The 19692-nt window shown below is 68.5% G+C and carries 15 protein-coding genes; 6 read left to right on the top strand and 9 right to left on the bottom strand.

Annotated features, from left to right (window positions below; all coding sequences use genetic code 11):
• Positions 1 to 120: 120 nt before the first annotated feature.
• Positions 121 to 564 carry a DUF6491 family protein gene (locus ACO2Q2_RS16830; RefSeq protein WP_423257406.1) on the bottom strand — a complete coding sequence of 148 codons (444 nt, stop codon included), beginning with the start codon at positions 562 to 564 and terminating at the stop codon, positions 121 to 123.
• A gap of 226 nt (positions 565 to 790) precedes the next feature.
• On the opposite strand from ACO2Q2_RS16830, the gene egtB reads away from it, so the two are divergent.
• From egtB to ACO2Q2_RS16815, 3 genes are all read left to right on the top strand, one after another.
• Positions 791 to 2041, top strand: coding sequence for an ergothioneine biosynthesis protein EgtB (egtB, locus tag ACO2Q2_RS16825; RefSeq protein WP_423257408.1), 1251 nt, complete (start codon positions 791 to 793; stop codon positions 2039 to 2041).
• Positions 2038 to 3021 (top strand): L-histidine N(alpha)-methyltransferase, encoded by a 984-nt coding sequence (egtD, locus tag ACO2Q2_RS16820; RefSeq protein WP_423257405.1) that lies wholly within the window; start codon positions 2038 to 2040, stop codon positions 3019 to 3021. The genes egtB and egtD overlap by 4 nt, the downstream gene beginning before the upstream one ends.
• Before the next feature lie 67 nt (positions 3022 to 3088).
• Complete coding sequence (locus ACO2Q2_RS16815; RefSeq protein WP_423257404.1) at positions 3089 to 3229, top strand: hypothetical protein; 141 nt, start codon at positions 3089 to 3091, stop codon at positions 3227 to 3229.
• Here the strand turns inward: ACO2Q2_RS16815 and mfd are convergent.
• The 7 genes from mfd to ACO2Q2_RS16780 form a co-directional block, all read right to left on the bottom strand.
• Entirely contained in the window at positions 3201 to 6824 is a 3624-nt protein-coding gene (gene mfd / locus ACO2Q2_RS16810; RefSeq protein ID WP_423257403.1) for a transcription-repair coupling factor, read from the bottom strand. The genes ACO2Q2_RS16815 and mfd overlap by 29 nt on opposite strands.
• Before the next feature lie 172 nt (positions 6825 to 6996).
• Positions 6997 to 7617 (bottom strand): GNAT family N-acetyltransferase, encoded by a 621-nt coding sequence (locus tag ACO2Q2_RS16805; RefSeq protein WP_423257402.1) that lies wholly within the window; start codon positions 7615 to 7617, stop codon positions 6997 to 6999.
• Between the two features lie 246 nt (positions 7618 to 7863).
• On the bottom strand, positions 7864 to 8772 hold the full coding sequence (locus tag ACO2Q2_RS16800) for a cation diffusion facilitator family transporter (protein WP_423257401.1): 909 nt from the start codon (positions 8770 to 8772) through the stop codon (positions 7864 to 7866).
• A 73-nt stretch (positions 8773 to 8845) separates the two neighbouring features.
• On the bottom strand, positions 8846 to 9349 hold the full coding sequence (locus ACO2Q2_RS16795) for a Slp family lipoprotein (protein ID WP_423257400.1): 504 nt from the start codon (positions 9347 to 9349) through the stop codon (positions 8846 to 8848).
• Between the two features lie 99 nt (positions 9350 to 9448).
• Positions 9449 to 10387, bottom strand: coding sequence for a 23S rRNA (adenine(2030)-N(6))-methyltransferase RlmJ (locus ACO2Q2_RS16790; RefSeq protein WP_423257399.1), 939 nt, complete (start codon positions 10385 to 10387; stop codon positions 9449 to 9451).
• 137 nt (positions 10388 to 10524) lie between these two features.
• On the bottom strand, positions 10525 to 11454 hold the full coding sequence (locus ACO2Q2_RS16785) for a DMT family transporter (protein ID WP_423257398.1): 930 nt from the start codon (positions 11452 to 11454) through the stop codon (positions 10525 to 10527).
• Positions 11455 to 11591: 137 nt separating this feature from the next.
• Positions 11592 to 13715 (bottom strand): AsmA family protein, encoded by a 2124-nt coding sequence (locus ACO2Q2_RS16780; protein WP_423257397.1) that lies wholly within the window; start codon positions 13713 to 13715, stop codon positions 11592 to 11594.
• Between the two features lie 278 nt (positions 13716 to 13993).
• Between ACO2Q2_RS16780 and ACO2Q2_RS16775 the strand changes: the two genes are divergently transcribed.
• Together ACO2Q2_RS16775 and ACO2Q2_RS16770 are read left to right on the top strand one after the other, a co-directional pair.
• Positions 13994 to 15895, top strand: coding sequence for an ABC transporter ATP-binding protein (locus tag ACO2Q2_RS16775; RefSeq protein WP_423257396.1), 1902 nt, complete (start codon positions 13994 to 13996; stop codon positions 15893 to 15895).
• 123 nt (positions 15896 to 16018) lie between these two features.
• Entirely contained in the window at positions 16019 to 17596 is a 1578-nt protein-coding gene (locus ACO2Q2_RS16770) for a methyl-accepting chemotaxis protein (RefSeq protein WP_423257407.1), read from the top strand.
• 281 nt (positions 17597 to 17877) lie between these two features.
• On the opposite strand, the gene ACO2Q2_RS16765 is transcribed toward ACO2Q2_RS16770, so the two are convergent.
• Entirely contained in the window at positions 17878 to 18816 is a 939-nt protein-coding gene (locus tag ACO2Q2_RS16765) for a peptidylprolyl isomerase (protein WP_423257395.1), read from the bottom strand.
• A 296-nt stretch (positions 18817 to 19112) separates the two neighbouring features.
• Between ACO2Q2_RS16765 and ACO2Q2_RS16760 the strand changes: the two genes are divergently transcribed.
• A complete protein-coding gene (locus ACO2Q2_RS16760; protein ID WP_423257394.1) occupies positions 19113 to 19526 on the top strand; it encodes a hypothetical protein in 414 nt (137 codons plus the stop codon).
• Positions 19527 to 19692 lie beyond the last annotated feature (166 nt).

Here is a 19692-nt window from a genome sequence, read left to right as displayed (position 1 = left end):
CCCGCCGCCTGATGGCGCACCACGACCGTTCGTCATGGGCACCGGTGGCTTGGGTTTGGCTGGTCGAGGCGCGTATCCTTGCTACCAGACTCGCAAGCTGATTATTTTGTCGACACCCTCTCAGTGCGCAGGCTGGTCGGCGGCACTGCCGCTGCGGCTGGCGTGGGCCGACAATCGGTCGAACTCGGCCTTGTCGATGATCCGCGCCGACTGGATCGCGCACGGCGGCTGGTTTTCCGAGCGCACCGTCTCGCCCACCTCGCCGCAGATGCGCATGGCGCCGATGGCGGCATTCGAGCGGTTGGGATGGAAGATCAGGCCGGCCGGCCCCAGCCCGAGGCGCGGGCAGTCACTTTGCAGGTCGACGCGATAGCGCTTCGGTCCGGTGCGGACGGTGGCGGTACGGTTGTCGACGATGTGCCACTCGTTGATCTGGTCGATGCGGATGCAGTCGCCGATCGGCTTGATGGGCGTGCGTGCGTGCGGCGTATCGGCGGCTGTGGCTGCGGCCGCGGCCATTCCCATTGCGATCGCCATCAGCATGGCGGAAAGCTGCGTTTTCATGGGTCACCTCGTCATGCAATTGCCGGAGCCGGCAGGAGTGGCCACGGCATGCGCATGCCGGGGCCTGGATGCACTATCTGCCATCGGCGTATCACAGGATCTGAACGTATCCTGCGGCACCATCAGGCGCTGGTTTCCGTTGCCCGGCTCCCCGCATGAGCATGCGCCTCCGCCGTCACCGCCACCTTGCCGATCGGCTGCCCTCCTGCGGGAGCGTCTCGTGAGGTTGGCATCTTCCACGGCTGCCGCCACCGACCTCCAGCAGCGGTTCCACACCATCCGGCAACGCACCGTCTCGCTCGCCGCGCCGCTGAGTGCGGAAGACCTGATGGTGCAGTCGATGCCCGACGCCAGCCCGGGCAAATGGCACCTGGCCCACACCACCTGGTTCTTCGAGCAGTTCGTGCTGTCGCGCCGTGCCGGCCATGCGCCGCGCCGGCCGGCATGGATGACGCTGTTCAACTCCTATTACCAGTCGGTGGGGGCGATGCACGCCCGGCCGCAGCGCGGCCTGCTGTCGCGGCCCTCGCTGGCCGAGGTGCTCGATTACCGACGTTGCATTGACGAGGCGGTGGGCGAACAGTTGTCGACTGATGACGATCCGGACCTCGCCATGCTGGTGGAGCTGGGCCTGAACCACGAACAACAGCATCAGGAGCTGTTGCTCACCGACATCAAGCACGCGCTGTGGTGCAACCCGCTGCGGCCTGCGTACAGCGAACCGTCGCGCCGCCCGGCGGCGACGCCTGCGGCGCCGATACGCTGGGTGGCTGAACGCGGGGGCATCGTCGAGATCGGCCATGTCGGCGACGGCTTCGCCTTCGACAACGAGACGCCGCGCCATCGCGCCCTGCTGCAGCCGCATGCGCTGGCCAACCGGCTGGTGACCAATGCCGAATACCTCGCCTTCGTCCACGACGGCGGCTACCGCGAACCCGGCCTCTGGCTCTCCGACGGCTGGGCCACGGTGCAGGCCGAAGGCTGGCAGCGGCCGCTGTACTGGCAGGACGACCTGGCCAGCGAATTCACCCTGCATGGCGTGACCGCGCTCGATCCGGCCGCGCCGGTATGTCACCTGAGCTATTTCGAAGCCGACGCCTTCGCCCGCTGGGCCGGCGCGCGCCTGCCCACCGAGGCCGAGTGGGAATCGGCCGCCGTCGCGTTGCCCGTGCAGGGCAACCTGCAGGACCGCGGCCACTTCCATCCGCAGCCGGCGCCGGCCGGTGGCGACGGTTTGCTGCAGATGTTCGGCGACGTGTGGGAATGGACCGCCTCGCCCTACGTCGGCTACCCCGGTTTTCAGCCGCTGTCCGGCCCGCTGGGCGAATACAACGGCAAGTTCATGAACGGCCAGTGGGTGCTGCGCGGCGGCAGTTGTGTCACGCCGTGCGACCACGTGCGGGCAAGCTATCGCAACTTCTTTCCACCGCATGCCCGCTGGCAGTTCGCGGGAATTCGACTGGGACACGATCGATGAGTTCACAAGTAGCGGATCTTCGCGACGATGACCGTCGCCCACCCGACAATCTGGTGCTGGAGATCGTCCAGCGCGGCCTGCGTGCCAGCCCCAAGCGGCTGCCCTCGTGGCTGTTCTACGACGAGCACGGCTCGCACCTGTTCGAGCAGATCTGCGAGCAGCCGGAGTACTACCTCACCCGCTGCGAGATCGCGCTGATGCAGACGCTGGGTTCGCAGATCGCGCAGACGCTCGGCCCGGACGTGCGCCTGGTCGAATACGGCAGCGGCCACGCGATCAAGACCGACATCCTGCTGCAGCAGCTCGCCGCGCCGGTGGCCTACGTGCCGGTGGAGCTTTCGCCCGAGCCGCTGCGGCTGAGCGTGCAGCGCCTTGCCTTGCGCTTTCCGCACGTGCCCATGCAGCCGCTGTGCGCCGACTTCACCAGGCCGCTGCGCCTGCCGATCTCACCGCGCGCCGCGCGCCGCACCGTGATCTATTTCCCCGGTTCCACCATCGGCAATTTCGACGCCACCGAGGCCGCCACGCTGCTGCGCAAGATGCGCGGCGAGATGGGCGAGAGCGGCGGCATCCTGATCGGTGTCGACCTCAAGAAGGACGTCGCCGTGCTGGAAGCGGCGTACAACGATGCGGCCGGCGTCACCGCCAGGTTCACCCTCAACATGCTGGCCCACGTCAACCGTGCCACCGGCAGCGACTTCAACCTGGAGCGCTTCCGCCACCGCGCACGCTACAACCCGATGGCCGGCCGCATCGAGACGCACATTGTCTCCACCGCCGAGCAGAACGTCAGCGTGGGTCGCCAACTGGTGCGCTTTCGCGACGGCGAGGCGATGCAGGTGGAATACAGCTGCAAGTACTCGCTCGAGGACTTCGCCGCGCTGGCCCACCGTGCCGGCCTGGACGTGCGCAACGTGTGGCTCGATCCCGAAGGCATGTTCAGCGTGCAATACCTGGTGCGCGCGGGCGCGGCCAGCTGACGTCGCCGGTACCCTCTCGCCATCGGCACCGGCGGGCGTCCCGCCACGCGCGGCACCGACAGCGGCGATGCCGACGATCACGGCGTGCAGTTTGTCACCGCGCGATCCGGCCTTTGCCGACCTGCTGGAAATCTTGCAGCGTTCCGCCGCCGCGCTGGATATCCGCCTGCGCGATCGCCTCAGGACGGCCGCCGCGCGCCGAGCATGATCAGCACTTCCTGCGCGCTGCGGATGCGCTCGGTGGCGCCGGGCAGGTCCAGCGTGACCTTGAGCCTGTCCTGGCCTTCCAGCTTGTAGACCCGCGGCAGGCTCTGGATCAGCTTGATGATCAGCAGCGGGTCCACCTCGGGTTTCTCGCGGAACAGGATGCGCCCGCCGTTCGGGCCGAAGTCCAGCTTGCGGATGCCCAGCGGCGTGGCCATCAGCTTCAGCGTGGCCAGCGCGAACAGCGTCTTGGTCGGCTCGGGCAGCAGGCCGAAGCGGTCGATCATCTCCACCTGCAGGTCGCGCAGGTGCTCGTCGCTCTTCGCGCTGGCGATGCGCTTGTACAGCGTCAGGCGGGCGTGCACGTCGGGCAGGTAGTCGTCCGGGATCAATGCCGGCAGGTGCAGCTCCACCTCGGTCTCGTGCTCGGAGCTCAAGTCGAAGTCCGGCACCTTGCCGCTCTTCAGCGCGCGCACGGCGCGGTCCAGCAGCTCGGTGTAGAGGCCGAAGCCGATCTCCTGGATCTGGCCGGACTGCTCGTCGCCCAGCAGCTCGCCGGCACCGCGGATTTCCAGGTCGTGGGTGGCCAGGGTGAAGCCGGCGCCCAGTTCCTCCAGCGAGGCCAGCGCTTCCAGCCGTTTCTCCGCATCGGGCGTCATCGACTTGCGGTCCGGCACCACCAGGTAGGCATAGGCGCGATGGTGCGAGCGGCCGACGCGGCCGCGCAGCTGGTGCAGCTGCGCGAGGCCGAAGCGGTCGGCGCGGTTGATGATGATGGTGTTGGCGGTCGGGATGTCGATGCCGGTCTCGATGATCGTGGTGCACACCAGCACGTTGAAGCGCTGGCGGTGGAAATCCGCCATTACGTTTTCCAGCTCGCGCTCGGGCATCTGGCCGTGGGCGATGCCGATGCGCGCCTCGGGAACCAGTTCCTCCAGCTCGCGCCGGGTGCGCTCGATCGACTCCACCTCGTTGTGCAGGAAATACACCTGGCCGCCGCGCGACAGCTCGCGCTGGAACGCCTCGCGGATCGTCGCCGGATCCCACGCCGCCACGAAGGTGCGCACGGCCATGCGGTGCGCCGGCGGCGTGGCGATCAGCGACAGGTCCCGCAGGCCGGCCATCGCCATGTTCAGCGTGCGCGGGATCGGCGTGGCGGTCATGGTCAAGAGATCCACCTCGGCGCGCAGCTTCTTCAGCTGCTCCTTCTGGCGCACGCCGAAGCGCTGCTCCTCATCGACGATCACCAGGCCCAGGTTCTTGAACCTGATGTCCGGCTGCAGCAGCTTGTGGGTGCCCACGATCACGTCGATCTGGCCGTCGGCGAGGCGCTTGAGCGCCTCCTTCACGTCCTTGGTGGAGCGGAAGCGCGACAGCACGTCCACCTTCACCGGCCAGTCGGCGAAGCGGTCGGCGAAATTGCGGTAGTGCTGCTGCGCGAGCAGCGTGGTCGGCACCAGCACGGCGACCTGCCTGCCGGCGGTGGCGGCGGCGAACGCGGCGCGCAGCGCGACCTCGGTCTTGCCGAAGCCCACGTCGCCGCAGATCACCCGGTCCATCGCGCGCGGGGCGGCGAGGTCCGCCAGCACCGCGTCGATCGCCTGGCTCTGGTCCGGCGTCTCCTCGAACGGAAAGCTGGCGCCGAATTCCTCCACCAGCTGGCGATCCACCGCCATCGACTCGCCGCCGCGCGCCTCGCGCTGGGCATAGATCGCCAGCAACTCGGCGGCGACGTCGCGCACCTTCTCGGCCGCCTTCCTGCGCGCGCGCTCCCAGGCGTCGCCGCCGAGCGAATGCAGCGGCGCCAGCTCCGGCGCGGTGCCGGAGTAGCGGCTGACCAGGCCGAGCTGCGCCACCGGCACGTAGAGCTTGTCGCCCTTGGCGTACTCGATGATCAGGAACTCGCCCTGCATGCCGCCGAGTTCCATCGACTCCAGACCCTGGTAGCGACCCACGCCGTGGTCGACGTGCACGATCGGCGAGCCGATCGACAGCTCGGTGAGGTCGCGGATGATCGCGTCGGGATCGCGCGCCTGACCGCGCCGGCGCTTGCGCTCGCTGCGCACGCGCTCGCCGAACAGCTCGCGCTCGGTGAGCACGGTGATGGCCGGCCTGGTGAGCGCGAAACCCTGTTCCAGTGAGGCGATGGTGATGGCGAAGCGAGTCTCTACTCCCTCTCCCCCGACTGTACGTGACGCGGCTCCCTCTCCCCCGGCCCGATGCGGCGGGACTCCCTCTCCCCCGGCCCGAGGCGGCGGGACTCCCTCTCCCCCGGCCCGAGGCGGCGGGACTCCCTCTCCCCCGGCCCGAGGCGGCGGGACTCCCTCTCCCCCGGCGCCGAGGAATGCTCCCCAGCTCTCGACCTGGACGGGCTTCATCCCTGCCGCCGCCAGCTGCTCGATCAGCGACTCACGCCGCCCGGCCGAATCGGCGGCGACCAGCACGCGCCCCCGGTAGCTCTCAAGAAAATGCCGAAGCGCCGTGCCCGGCTCCTCGCCCTTGCGATTGAGCGGCACCTCGGGCGCCGGCTGGGTGCCGGCGTCCACGCTGTGCTCGTGGCCGGAGGGCACGATCTCCACGCGCAGGCGCCTGTTCCACTGCTCGCGCAGTTGCTCGGGCGACAGGTACAACTCGGCCGGCGGCAGCACCGGGCGCTCGATGTCGTGCGCGCGCTGATCGTAGCGCTCGGCGGTCTGTATCCAGAACTGTTCGGCCGCCTCGCCGGCGCCTTCGCCCAGCACCAACAGCGCATCGCTGGCGAGGTAGTCGAACAGCGTGGCGGTGTGCTCGAAGAACAGCGGCAGGTAGTATTCGATGCCGCCGGGCGTCACGCCCTCCTTCATGTCCTGGTAGAGCGGGCAGCGGCGGATGTCGATCGGGAAGCGTTCGCGCAGGCGGGTGCGGAAGTCCCTGGCGGCGTTCTCGGTGAGCGGGAACTCGCGGCCGGGCAGCAATTCCACCTTGTCCACCGGCTGCTGCGAGCGCTGCGTTTCCGGATCGAAGCTGCGGATCGACTCCACCTCGTCGTCGAACAGCTCGATGCGGTAGGGCTCGGCCGCGCCCATCGGGAAGATGTCGATCAAGGCGCCGCGCACGGCGAAGTCGCCGGCCTCGGCCACCTGCGGCACGTAGCGGTAGCCGGCCGCTTCCAGCCGGCGCTGCTCGGCGAGCAGGTCCAGCTTCTGGCCGCGTGCCAGCATCAGGCCGGCGCCGGTGATGTGGCTGCGCGGGGCTATGCGCTGCATCAGCGTGGCCACCGGCACCACCAGCACGCCGCGCGTCACCGACGGCAGCCGGTACAGCGTGGCGATGCGCTGGGAGACGATCTCCGAGTGCGGGCTGAAGATGTCGTAGGGCAGAGTTTCCCAGTCCGGGAAGTGCAGTACCGGCAGGCTGCCGGCGAACAGCTTGAGCTCATCCTCCAGCGCCGCAGCGCGCTGGGTGTCGCGGGTCACCGCCACCAGCAGGCCGCGGTGCGAACGCGCCGCCTCGGCGATCAGCAGCGCGCGCGCGGAGCCGTGCGGCGGCGTCCAGTAGCGGCGCTGGCGCGGCGTGGTGGGGAGCGGCGGATGGGTGATCGTGGGGCTGGAAGCGGGCATGGACTGGCGCGTGGCTCGTCGACGCGCAGGGCGCGCGGAAAGCCTGCAAGTGTACCGCGAGCGCCCCGTCAGGCCGGCCCGCTTGGAGTCATCCGCCACGGCCAACGATGCCATGTGGGAGGAGCTTCGGCCCGGTGCCTCCTGTGGGAGGGGCTTCAGTCCCGACGCCCCTTCACAGCTTGAGCGAGATCTGCGCGGTGCCAGGCTCGCCGGTCGCGGCGCGGCGCTGGAAGCCGAGCTCGCGACACAGCTCCAGCATCGGGCGGTTTTCCATCAGCACGTAGCCCCAGATCTCGTGCAGGCCGCGGTGGCGGCAGTCGTCGACCAGGAGCTGCATCAGCAGGGCACCCAGGCCGCGCCGATTCCAGTCGCGTTCCACCAGCACCGAGAACTCGGCGCTGTCGGCCGACTCGTCGACGTAGATGCGGCCCACGCCGCGCATCTCGGCCGGCTCCGCCGACTCGTCCATCAGTACGAAGGCCGTTTCCAGCGCCGGATCGATGTTGCACAGCCGATGCGCCATCGGGTCGGGCAGCTCGGACATCGCGTGCAGGAAGCGGCGGCGGATGTCCTCCGGCGACAGCCGCGTGAAGCAGCGCTGCAGCGCGGCCACGTCGTCCGGGCGGATGCCGCGCAGGAACAGGCTGCGGCCATCGCGCGTGCGCACGGTCTCGCCGTGGCCGGCGGGCGTGACGCCGGCAAGGCGTGGGGCGAAGCGCTCCGCGCTGCGCGGCGGCACCGCGCCGAGGGTGGCGGCAAGGGTGGTCGGGAGCAGGGCAAGCTGGGCGTTCATGTCCATACTTTAGCGTATTTAGTGCTATGCAACATGAATATCGGACACACTGGCATGGTCCGTTGGATGCCTTTTCTGGCCTTGTGCAAAGCCGTTTCACAGGACGTCCGTGTGATGATGGCTCGTATGTTTATGCCGCGCTGCGGCAACCGGCCACAGCGGACCTCGCCATGCCCCGGACCCTCGCTCAGCCCGGCTTTGTGGTGCACCACGATGAAGCTGCAGCGCAAGGGTTGAGCCACCCCGTCAGTCGCTGACGTCGGGCTCGAAGAAGCTCCAGCGGATGTCGGTGAACTCGGCCTTCATCGCCGCTTCCACCGCATTGATGGCATCGATCAGGCCGCGGTCCGAGCCGGCCGGCTCCATCTTCGCCTTCACCGCCACCATCACGTCCGGGCCCATCTGCAGGGTGATCAGGTTGAGCACCTCGGCCACTTCCGGGCGGCTCTTGAGGAAGGTGAGCAGCTCGGCGCGGCGGCGCGGCTCCACGCCCTGGCCAATCAGCAGTGCCTTCACTTCCACCGCCAGCAGCACCGCCACCACCAGCAGCAGCATGCCGATGGCGAGCGTGCCGATGGCGTCATAGATCAGGTTGCCGGTGAGCATGGTGGCGCCCACCGCCAGGGCGGCGAAACACAGGCCGATCAGCGCGGCGAGATCCTCGCCGAAGATCACCAGCAGCTCGCTGGAACGCGTCTCGCGGAACCACGTCCACAGCGACTGCTCGCCGCGCGCCTTGTTCACTTCCTGCATGCAGCCGTGCATCGAGATGCCTTCGGCGACGATGCCGAACGCCAGCACGCCCAGCGCCAGCCACGGCCACTTCAGCGGCTCGGGATGACCGAGCTTGTGCGCGCCCTCGTAGACCGAAAACATGCCGCCCACGCTGAACAGCAGGATGGCGACCAGGAACGACCAGAAGTACATCGCCCGGCCCCAGCCGAGCGGAAACTCATCGGACGGGGGCCGCCTGGTCTGGCGGATGCCCAGCAGCAGCAGGCCCTGGTTGCCGCAGTCGGCCAGCGAATGCACCGCCTCGGCCAGCATCGCGCCCGAGCCGGTGACCAGGGCGGCCACCAGCTTGGACACGAAGATCGCGAAGTTCGCGCCCAGCGCGAGGAAGATCGCCTTGAGCGAATTGGCATGGCCGGACATGCAGGTGTTCCATCACGGAATCGGGCCACACAGTGTAGCGGCGGCGCGGCTTCTTGCGCCGTGTCCCGGCGCTTCAGCGGATGCCCACGCCCACACCCACGCCGAAATGCACGTTGTTGCGACCGGACTGCATTTCCTCGGCTGTCCATACATGCGCCTGGCTCACGTTCACCAGCGGGAACACGTAGTCGGCCTCGCCGATCTTGCCCGCGCGGCTGCCGTTGAGCCTGCCGGCCACCGTGACCAGTGCGCCGTCGGGGTAGGCCATCGGTTCGACGAAACCGTGCATGACGGCGATGAAGCGCCCGTTGCCGCTATCGCCCACCTTCGGCCGCTGCGAGGAGTCGAGCGGGTAGGCCAGGATCTCGACCTCGCTGCGGTCGGCGAGGTTGTCGACACCGACCACGCGGCCGCCCCAGATCACGCTGCCGTTGGCAAAGCGCTCGGGCGAACGGGCCACCTCGAACGGTACGGCGGCCACCGCGTCCGGCGCCGGTTGGTAGATCGGTGCGGGCGCGCAGGCGGCCAGGGAAAGCAGCGCGATCGAGGCAAGCAGGGGGCGGTGAAGGCGGCGCATGGAATGGCTCCTGTGCAGGCGGGAAGGCAGCATGATGCGGGCACGGATGGACGTCCGGATGCGGGTCGGCATGCACCCCGCAGGACGATCCGGCGCAGCTTAGCGCGGACGGGCTGAACGCGGCGGCGGGCGGCGCGGCGGCGGGGCCGCGGCGATCGCCTCGGCGCTGTCGTTGGCCAGCCAGTCCAGCTTCCATTCGGCCGGCCGGCCTTGGCCGAGCAGCCGCGCCATCGCGCGCAGCGGCTCGCGCAGGGTCTGGTCGAGGTTCCATGGCGCGTTGAGCACCACCATGCCCGAGCCGTTGAGGCGCAGCGGCGAGTCGTCCGGATGCACCAGCAGTTCGGCACGCAGCACGCGGCGGGCGATGCCGTGCTGCAGGCCGCGCAGGAACGGCTGCACCTGGCTGCGCAGCTTGATCGGATACCACACCGCGTAGATGCCGGTGGGCCAGCGCTCGATCGCCCCCTTCAGCGCCTGCTCGATCAGCCGGTACTCGGCGTCCTGCGCCTCGTACGGCGGGTCGATCAGCACCAGGCCGCGCTTCTCCTTCGGCGGCACCAGCGCTTTCAGCGCCTCATAGCCGTTGCGGTGATGCACGTGCACGCGCGCATCGCGGTGGAACAGCTCGCGCAGGCGCGACGCTTCCTCCGGATGCAGTTCGCACAGCTGCGCGCTGTCGCCCTCGCGCAGTGCGCGCGCCGCCTGCAGCGGCGAGCCGGGATAGAGCTTCAGGCCGTCCTCGTTGCCGTGCAGGGCGAGGATACCGTCCAGCCAGCGGCGCAGCAGCGACGGCAGCGCGGCCGAGGCCGCGTCGGTGGCGCCCATGTCCGGAAACAGCAGGCGGTGGATGCCGTCCCTGTACTCGCCGGTCTTGCCTGCCTCGCGGCCGTCCAGCGCGTAGCAGCCGCTGCCGGCATGCGTGTCGATATAGGCAAACGGAGCGGGCTTGGTCTTCAGCGCCTCGATCAGCGCCAGCAGCACGGTGTGCTTGAGAACGTCGGCGAAGTTGCCGGCGTGGAAGGCATGGTGGTAGTTCATGGGTGGCGACCAGCGTGGAAGGCCGCCAGTATAAGTGGCGGCCTTCCCCCCATGCCGGCACCGAGTCCATCCAGCGGCCGAATCCGCCCCTGAACTCGTCGCTCCACCAAGGCGACGGCTGCCCGGTCGTCGCGCAGTCACTCCACCACGTGGTGGCTCTCCGCCGTGCCCAGCAGCTCCGGCTGGGCCGGCTCGCGCGCGTTCCGGTGCAGCAGCGGGTGGATGAATACCGCACCCAGGATCACCGCCACGCCCACGTAGAACCACGCGTGCAGCTCGCGCTGCTCGCTCAGCAGCACGATCGCCAGCACGATCGAATACACCGGCTCCAGATTGGTCACCATCTGGATGCCGAAGGCGCTCAGGTGGCGCAGTGCCACCAGCGCCAGCGCAAACGGCAGCAGGGTGCAGCCGAAGGCCAGCGCCAAAAGCAACAGCGTGTCGTGCAGTCCGGGCACCTCGAAGGCGCTGCCGGTGTGGGGAAGCAGCGGGGCGAGCAGGGTGAGGAACAGTGTGCCAGTGCCAAGTTCCAGGCAGGTCACGGTGAGCGGATCGCCGTGGTCCACCAGCCGCTTGTTGAATGCGCCGAACAGCGCCACGAACAGTGCGGACAGCGCGCCGACGAGAATCCCTAAGCGCATGCCGTGCGGTACGCCGCCCACCACCATCGCCACGCCCGGCACCACCGCCGCGGCGATGATCAGCTCGCGCGGGTCGAAGCGCCGCCGTGCGATCCATGGCTCGATAAAGGCGAGAAACACCGGCCCCAGCGCGATGCAGGTGGCACCCACCGAGGCATTGGAAAGCTTGATCGCGCCATAGAAGGTGAGCCAGTGCAGCGACACCAACACGCCGATGCCCGCATAGGCCCAGCGCAATCGCGCCGGCATCGCGCGCAGCCCGCGCCACACCCGCGGCACCAGCAGCAGCGCACCGGCCACCAGCAGCATGCGCCACCACACCAACGGCAGCGCCGGCAGCGAGATCAGCTTGCCAAGGATGGCGGTGAAGCCCCACAGAAGGACACAGAAATGGATCTGCAGGCGGGCCTTGCTGACGGGCGGCATGGAAACCGGGCGAGGTGGGGAAGGTGCGCCATTCTAGTGTGGCGTACGCGCTTGGCGGCTCCCGCGATCACCATGCCTCCGACTGCTGTCTACCCCTGAAAAGTTGCCGCGTGCAACGCCACACCAGGCAGGGCGAGCTATTTCCCGCGGGCATTCTGCGGCTCGCTCACCCGCAGCTTGCCCGAGTTGCGCAGCTGGCCGAGCACGGTCTGGCAGGTGTTTTCCGGCTGGTCGTGGGTGGGCGAGATCAGCGCCAGCAGGGCGGTGGCGGGCGCGGCCACGGTGCCCAGCGTGATCGCACCCCCGCTGCGCAGCGCCAGCGGGCCGGCCTGTACGCCTACGTCCGGGTGCTTGAGCGTGCCGCGCACGTACAGCGGTGAGCGCAGCGATAAGATGCGCAGGTTCTTGGTTTGCGGCTTCACGTCCAGATCCAGCTTTTCACTGGCCATGTTGACCGTGCCGTCGACGCCGATTACCGCGTCGTTGGTGTCGAACACGAACAGCCGTGTGCGGAACAGACCATCGGTGGCGGCCAGGTCGGTGGCGGCGCAGTTGATCTGCACGGTGCGGTCGCCGAACAGCTTGCCGAGGATGATGTTGCCCACGTTGAGGCCGGCGGTTTCCAGCAGGTTGCGGCTGATCGCGCCGTCGTTCATCAGGAGCTTCACCTCGCCGCCGGCGCTGCCCAGCAGGGCGGCCACCGAATTGCCGCTGGCGTCGAGCCTGGCGCGGCCGTTGAGTTCGCCCAGGCTGGTGCGCATGGTCTTGAAGGTGGGAAACAGCGCCTTGAGCTTGAGGTGCTGTGCGGCCAGCGCGATGTGGCCCTGCATCGGTGTACGGCGGCCGTCCAGCGCCAGCGTACCGCGCACGTCGCCGCCTGCCACGCCGAAACTCAGCGGATCGAGCGTCAACCGACCGTCGTCCATCAGCAGGTGGGTGCCCAGCGAAGTGATCGGCAGTGCCTTGCCGTGCGCGATGCGCGTGGCGTCGAACTGCACGTCGGCATCCATCGCGCGCCAGCGGTCGGTACGGAACGGCTTTGCCGGCAGCACCTTGTCGGTGTGCTGGTTGTTGTATGCGTTGCTGTCCGCGCCGATCAGCGGCGCGAGGTCGCTGAACTGCAGCAGGGTGGCGTGCAAGTTGCCGCTGAGTTTCGGACGCGCGCCACCGGTGATCACCATGATGTCGCCGGCCAGGTCGCTGTCGCCGACGCGGGCGCGGAAGTTGTCGTAACGAAAGCTGCTACCACGGCGGTGCAGGGTGGCGTGCAGATGGCCGGCAGTGGCGTAGGGGCGCGTATCGGGCAGGGTGAGGCCGAGCAGCGGATACAGCTTGGCCATGCTGGAGCCGGCAAACCACAGGCGCAGGTCGAGAGCGTCCAGGTGTAGCGGATCGGTGAGCGTGCCGGCCAGCACGATGTGCGTATCGCCCACCTGCACGCGCGCCTGCAGCGGGAAGGGCTGGTCGGCTTGCCGCAGCGCCAGCACCGCACCGATGCGGCCATGGCCCCTGGCCGGGGCGCCCTGGTAGGTGCCGCTGGCGTGCCATTCGAATTGGTAGCGGGTGCTCCTGGCCGCTGTGTCGTTCGCGTCCTTCTCGTCGCCGGCCAACACCTTGTCTGCGGCTGCGCCCGCGCTGCTGCGTGCCTGCGCGCGGGCGTCTTCGATGACCTGCGCCACGATCTTCTCGTAAGGGATGACCTGTTGCAGCGGCTCGACGTCGATCGCCAGCCTGGTCTGCGCGCGGAGGTCATCGAACGTCACCTGTCCACGGTCGAAAACGATCTTGCCCAGTTCCAGTTTCCACGGCGAGGGCGCGCGATCCTGCGGCGGCGCAAAGTTCCAGTTGTTGCGCGCTTTCGCGTCGCGCTCCAGGTCGATCACGGGTTGCACCAGCTGCAGCGAGGGCACCACAAGACGATGCGCCAGCAGCGGCAGCGGCGACAGTCGGAAGCGCAGCGCCTTGAGCTGCGCGAACTGCGGCTGCTTCGTCCAGTCCGGGTTGCCGATGGTGATGTCGCGCGCGGTGAACTGCGGCCACAGCATCAGTGCCTGCAAGCCACCGGCTTCAGGTTCGCGCCGCCATGCGACGCTCAGGTCGCCGTGGATCACGAACGGCCGCCCGATCGCCTTGCTCACCTTGTCGTCGATGAAGGGCTTGAGCCGGTTCCAGTCGAACAGGGCGAGCACCAGCACCACCAGGGCCAGCACGCCGACCAGTGTGCCGATGATCCAGCCGGCGATCTTGCCGCGACGCTTCATCCGTTGCTCCATAGATGGATCGAAACACCACCCGCCACGGGCCACGTGAAGGACAAGGGATAGCTCCTGGCATGAGAAGAATCCGTGGTGCTGGCGTGAGCGCATGGGCGGGTGTTCATTGTGCCCCTCAGGTTCCCCGGCCGGGGATGGCGCAGTCGGAGATAGCATGCATCGTGCCGCGCCGATCCGCCGCGCTTCGCCCGCCACTCATCCTGATGTGCCATCCCGATGCGTGCCATGGCACTCTGCCGGGATCATCCGCCCGCGCAGGATTGTCGATGCCACCCCCGCACGCCTCAGGCGCCAGCCCTGCCACCGGCGGCCGCCGCCATCAGCCGCCGCCCCCGCCGCAGAGCCTGCGCGAGCGCTTCGCCGCGCTGCGCAACGTGCCGCCGTTCCTGGCCAGCATCTGGCAGACCAGCCGTTCGCTCACGCTGGCCAGCGTGGCGCTGCGCCTGCTGCGTGCACTGCTGCCGGTGGCCACGCTCTACGTGGGCAAGCTGATCGTCGACGAGGTGGTGCGGCTGGTACGCGTGGGCGTACCGCATGGCGATCTCTCCGCGTGGCTGCACGGTGGCGAGCTGGCGCATCTGGCGCTTCTGCTGGGGCTGGAGCTTGCGCTGGCGGTGCTGGCCGACCTGCTCGGCCGGGTGGTGGCGATGGTCGACTCGCTGCTCGGCGAGCTGTACGCCAACACGACCTCGATCCGCTTGATGGAACACGCCGCCTCGCTGGATCTGGAGGATTTCGAGGACGCCGACCTGCAGGATCAGCTCGACCGCGCGCGCCGCCAGGTGGCCGGCCGCGGCAGCCTGCTCTCGCAACTGCTGCAGCAGGCGCAGGACGTGATCACCTTGCTGAGCTTCGCGGTGGGTCTGGCGGTGTACGCGCCGTGGCTGATCGTGCTGCTGGCGGTGGCGCTGGTGCCGGCGTTCCTGGGCGAGTTCCACTTCAACGCGCAGAGCTACGCGGTGAACTACCAGTGGACGCCGGAGCGGCGCGAGCTGGATTACCTGCGCATGGTCGGCGCCAGCGCATCGAACGCGAAGGAGGTGAAGAGCTTCGGCCTCAACCCGTTCCTGATCGACCGCTACCGTGTGCTGTCGCAGGACATGTACCGGGCCAACCGCGTCATTGCGCTGCGCCGTGCCGGCTGGGGCGGGCTGTTCACCACGCTGGGCACGCTGGGTTACTACGCCGCCTACGCGTTCATCGCCTGGCGCACGGTCACCGGGCATTTCTCGATCGGCGACCTCACCTTCCTGTCCACCTCGTTCCGCCGCCTGCGCACGCTGCTGGAAACCCTGCTCACCGGCTTTTCGCAGGTGGCGGGGCAGGCGCTGTATCTGGATGACCTGTTCTCGTTTTTCCGCATCCAGCCGGAAATCCTCTCGCCGCCGAACCCGCGTCCGTTCCCGCGGCCGATGCGCGAGGGCTTCGCGTTCGAGGATGTGGGCTTCCGCTATCCCGACGCCGAACGCTGGGCGGTGCGGCATCTGAGCTTCACCCTGCGCGCGGGCGAGGTGCTGGCGCTGGTGGGCGAGAACGGCGCCGGCAAGACCACGCTGGTGAAGCTGCTCTCGCGCCTGTACGACCCGGACGAGGGCCGCATCCTGCTCGACGGCCACCCGCTCGTCGAATACGACCTGGAAGACCTGCGCCTGAACATCGGGGTGATCTTCCAGGACTTCGTGCGCTACTACTTCAACGCCGCGGACAACATCGCGGTGGGCCGCATCGAGGCGCGTGGCGACCAGCCGCGCATCGCCGACGCCGCCCGCCGCAGTCTGGCCGATCAGGTGATCGCGCGGCTGCCCAAGGGCTATGCGCAGATGCTCGGCAAGCTGTTCAAGGGCGGCATGGATCTCTCCGGCGGCGAATGGCAGAAGATCGCCATCGCCCGCGCCTACATGCGCGACGCGCCGCTGCTGGTGCTCGATGAGCCCACCGCCGCGCTGGATGCACGCTCGGAGTACGAGGTATTCCAGCGATTCAAGGAGCTGTCCGCTGGCAAGACCGCAGTGATCATCTCGCACCGCTTCTCCACCGTGCGCATGGCCGATCGCATTATCGTGCTGCAGCACGGCGCGATCGAGGAGGCCGGCACTCACGAGGAGCTGCTCGCCGCCGGCGGTCATTACGCCGAACTGTTCGAGCTGCAGGCGGCCGGGTACCGTTGAGCGGAGATCGCTCAAGTTCCTGGCAGCGCGACCGACAACCGTCACACGACCGGATGGTCCGACGCACGCCGCGCGGGCAACGGCCAACACAGACCCCCAATCAGCGTGGCGGAGATCGACGTGATGCTTGCCATGTTCGTGCCGCTCAAGACCCGTATCCAGGCGCTGGCCCGGCAGTTTGCCGAGCAACTTCCGGAGCGATTCACGCTGGACGGCCGCGAGACGATGCGCATCGGCGAGCGCGACGCGCCGGCGCTGCGCAACGGGTCCACCCTGCTCAACCTTAATTTCGCCGTACCGGACCGCTTCACCGGGCACACCGGCGCCACCGCCACGCTGTTCGCGCGCAGCGGTGACGACTTCGTGCGCATCACCACCTTGGTGAAGAAGAAGGACGGCGGCCGCGCCATCGGCACCCTGCTCGACCACTCGCATCCGGCCTGGTCGCTGCTGCTGGCGAAGCAATCGTTCACCGGCTACGCCACCATCTTCGGCACCCAGTGCATGACCCGCTACGATCCGATCCTCGATGGTCGCGGCGAGGTGATCGGTGCGTGTTATGTGGGCCTGGACGTGAGCGCCATGCGTAGCCTCGGCATGCCGCTGCGCATCGGCCTGACCACCGCCGTGCTCAACGCCGCGGTGGCGCTGGCGCTCTACCTGCTGCTGCCGAAGGAGATACGCACCGCGCTGCTGACGATGCTGGCTATCGCCGGCGCCGTCTCCGTGCTCGGCATCTCCGCGGCGGTGTACCTGCTGGTTCGCCGCAATATCAGCGGCCCGATGAGCGAGTGCCGCAACGCAGCCGGCAAGATCGCCGCGGGCGACATTAGTGCGCAGGTGCCGGTGAACCGTCGCGACGACATCGGCCAGCTGCTACAGGCTATCAACGGCATCGGCGTCGGGCTCGCCGACGTGGTGACCAACGTGCGCCAATCCAGCGACAGCATCCACGGTGCCACCGGCCAGATCGCTGCCGGCACCGCTGACCTCTCGCACCGCACGCAGGATCAGGCCGCCTCGCTGGAAGAAACTGCCGCGGCGATGGAAGAGCTCACTGCCACCGTGCGCCAAAACGCCGACCACGCCCGCGAGGCCGACGAGCTGGTGTCCTCCGCCGCCAGCCTGGCGAAGGAAGGCGGCGAGCTGGTGGCCCAGGTGGTCACCACCATGGGTGACATCAAGGCCAGCTCGCAGCGCATCGAAGACATCGCCGGCATGATCGATGGCATCGCCTTCCAGACCAACATCCTCGCGCTCAACGCCGCCGTGGAAGCGGCCCGCGCAGGCGAACATGGCAAGGGTTTCGCCGTGGTCGCCACCGAAGTGCGCGGCCTGGCCCAGCGCGCCGCCACCGCCGCGCGCGAGATCAAGGAGCTGATCGGCGCGGCTGTGGCCACCGTCGATACCGGCGCCGCGCTGGTCGATCGCACCGGCGACACCACCCGCCGCATCGCCGACGCCATTCAGCGCTCCGCCGGCTTGATGAGCGAGATCGCCGCCGCCAGCGAAGAGCAGAGCAAGGGCATCCAGGAAGTGGGCGCGGCCGTCAGCCAGATGGACGAAGCCACCCAGAGCAACGCCGCGCTCGTCGAAGAATCCGAAGCCGCCGCCCGCAGCCTGCAGGAGCAGGCCGAACGCATGCGCCAGGCAGTGTCGGTATTCCGTACCGCCGATCAGGTGCTGCGCGCGCCGCAGTAGCCGCGTTACTCCCCCCGCTGTCGGGGCTGCGCGCCCACGTAGGGCCTCAAGCAAAGCCGCGTCTTGCCCCCTCTCCTCACGACGGGGGGAGAGGGTCGGAGTGAGGGGGACGGGTGCTCGCCTCCGGCCATCAATCGAAGCCGCGCTACGCGCATACCTCGCACTCCACCCGCTCAATCAAATCGAGTGCAGGTCCTCTCCCTCGCATGCAGGAGGAAGCGCGACCTCACTTGGATCCATCCGTTGCAGCGAATCAGCAGCCTTGTTCGCCCTTCGCCGACTTACTTCCCCGCCTTCGCCCGCGTCGGCACGCTGATGCTGCACAGATCGATCTTCCCTGCCGGCCGCGTATAGAACGCATCGACGCGGTTGCGCTTGGCCTCGATCAGCGCGGCAAAACTCGGGCTGTCCGTACGCAGCACTTCCACAGCCGGGCGCTGCGCTGCCGGCAGGTCCTCGGCCAGCGCCACCGAGACGATCGCCGTGCGCTGCTGCGGCTTCTCGTGGAAGCCCAGCGGCCCGGTGCCGCGTGGGAGGCCGGAGAGGTATTCCATGCCCTCGATCACCCGCCCGGCCACCGCCAGGTTGCGGTCCAGCCCGCGCGGCGCCTGGCCGATGATCGCGTACAGCGAATTGCCGTTGCCGCTGGTCGGCGGCACGTCGCGCGCCACGCCCACGGTGCCATAGCAGTGGGTAATCCACTCCTCGTGGTTGGCCGGATCGCGCGCCACCGGGAAACCCTCGGAGAAGCCCACCTGTGGCGCGTACACGTCGCCGTCCGGCAGCCGGGTGAAGGCCAGCTTCGGATCGAGCGGGCGGGTGAACTCCGGCGGCAGCGTCTTCTTCGCCGTGCCCAGCGACTTCATCTTCGAGCGGTCCGCGTTGTCGTCGTTGGGGTCGCCCCACTGCGTGACGAAGTTGTCCTGCACGCGGATCACCGCCAGCCCGTCGAAGTAGTGCTCATGCGCCAGCGTGCGGATGTTGGCCGCATGCAGCGGCGAAAAATCCGGCGCCAGCTCGATCAGTACCCGATGCCCGTTGGCCAGCGTCATCACCAGCAGGTTGTCCGGATCCGGCGTACGCCACTCGGCCGGCTTCGAGGCGGCAAGGATCTCCTTCGGCGTCAGCGAGGGCTTCGGCTTGGCCTCGTCGGCCAGCGCGGGCAGCGAGGCGAGCAGGCAGGCGGTAAGGGCGAGAGCAAATGGGCGAAAGTGAGTCATGGCGTCCCCTGTGGGCGGCGGTGCAGGGGCGACGGTAGCAGAGCGGGACAGGGTGACGAGGATTCCCCGCTGATGTCAGGCGACGACAGGGCCTGCACCCGCGTGCCAGTCCAGGCGGCTTGCTGCCCAGGAGCCCGCAGTCGAGAATCGAGAGCTGGATTACGTCGAACACGCGCAGCATCACCTGCAGGAGCGCACCTTGTGCGCGAATGCTCTTGGCTTTGCTGTCGATCAGGAACAAGAGCATTCGCGCACAGGGTGCGCTCCTACAGGGCATCACATCATTCGGGCTTCCCATGAGCGAGCAAACACCCGTCGAGCTGGACGACCTCGAAGAGGCCCTGCTGTTCGTGGGCGCGGGGGAAATGTCCGGCGCCTCGGCCTGGGTGTGCCGGGCGACGGGCGAGGTGCTCTGGCACAGCGACGAGGTGGACGATCTCGGGCCGTTGCCGCCGGACATCGTGGCGGTGCCGGACAGGCACATGCTGGGCCTGGACAAGCCGCTGGCCCTGGAGTTCGCCCGCACGCAGCTGCCGGCCTGCTACGAGCAGGTGCGCGGGATGTTCGCGCATCGCGGCGCCTATGCCCGCTTCAAGGATCTGCTGGAGCGTCACCACCGCCTCGATGCCTGGCACCGCTGGGAGGCCGAGCAGACCCGTGAGGCGCTGCGCGCGTGGTGCGCGGACAACGGTTTTGTGCCGATGGAATGAAATGGGCCAGCGGCTTCTGGCCCTGGCCACCCGACTGCGCTCAGAGGGTGTCGACAAAATAAAACAAACCTGTAGAATCTGCCGTAGGTCTCACGAGCGGACGGTTCTCATGGAACAAAAGAAGCGCAGTGACGTAAAGCGCGGGCGCAAGCCGGCGTTGAACGAA

This window comes from Dyella sp. KRB-257 (assembly GCF_049445995.1).
Classification (GTDB): Bacteria; Pseudomonadota; Gammaproteobacteria; order Xanthomonadales; family Rhodanobacteraceae; genus Dyella_A.
Note: the sequence above shows the minus strand (reverse complement) of the source record. Positions and strands in the feature narration are given on the sequence as shown.

Excerpts from the sequence above, each read along its gene's own strand:
- ACO2Q2_RS16800 (WP_423257401.1), bottom strand. The coding sequence starts at position 8,772 with ATGTCCGGCCATGCCAATTCGCTCAAGGCGATCTTCCTCGCGCTGGGC.
- ACO2Q2_RS16770 (WP_423257407.1), top strand. The coding sequence starts at position 16,019 with ATGCTTGCCATGTTCGTGCCGCTCAAGACCCGTATCCAGGCGCTGGCC.
- egtD (WP_423257405.1), top strand. The coding sequence starts at position 2,038 with ATGAGTTCACAAGTAGCGGATCTTCGCGACGATGACCGTCGCCCACCC.
- ACO2Q2_RS16815 (WP_423257404.1), top strand. The coding sequence starts at position 3,089 with ATGCCGACGATCACGGCGTGCAGTTTGTCACCGCGCGATCCGGCCTTT.
- ACO2Q2_RS16790 (WP_423257399.1), bottom strand. The coding sequence starts at position 10,387 with ATGAACTACCACCATGCCTTCCACGCCGGCAACTTCGCCGACGTTCTC.
- ACO2Q2_RS16765 (WP_423257395.1), bottom strand. The coding sequence starts at position 18,816 with ATGACTCACTTTCGCCCATTTGCTCTCGCCCTTACCGCCTGCCTGCTC.
- ACO2Q2_RS16805 (WP_423257402.1), bottom strand. The coding sequence starts at position 7,617 with ATGAACGCCCAGCTTGCCCTGCTCCCGACCACCCTTGCCGCCACCCTC.
- ACO2Q2_RS16780 (WP_423257397.1), bottom strand. The coding sequence starts at position 13,715 with ATGAAGCGTCGCGGCAAGATCGCCGGCTGGATCATCGGCACACTGGTC.
- ACO2Q2_RS16830 (WP_423257406.1), bottom strand. The coding sequence starts at position 564 with ATGAAAACGCAGCTTTCCGCCATGCTGATGGCGATCGCAATGGGAATG.
- ACO2Q2_RS16785 (WP_423257398.1), bottom strand. The coding sequence starts at position 11,454 with ATGCCGCCCGTCAGCAAGGCCCGCCTGCAGATCCATTTCTGTGTCCTT.
- ACO2Q2_RS16775 (WP_423257396.1), top strand. The coding sequence starts at position 13,994 with ATGCCACCCCCGCACGCCTCAGGCGCCAGCCCTGCCACCGGCGGCCGC.
- ACO2Q2_RS16760 (WP_423257394.1), top strand. The coding sequence starts at position 19,113 with ATGAGCGAGCAAACACCCGTCGAGCTGGACGACCTCGAAGAGGCCCTG.
- ACO2Q2_RS16795 (WP_423257400.1), bottom strand. The coding sequence starts at position 9,349 with ATGCGCCGCCTTCACCGCCCCCTGCTTGCCTCGATCGCGCTGCTTTCC.
- mfd (WP_423257403.1), bottom strand. The coding sequence starts at position 6,824 with ATGCCCGCTTCCAGCCCCACGATCACCCATCCGCCGCTCCCCACCACG.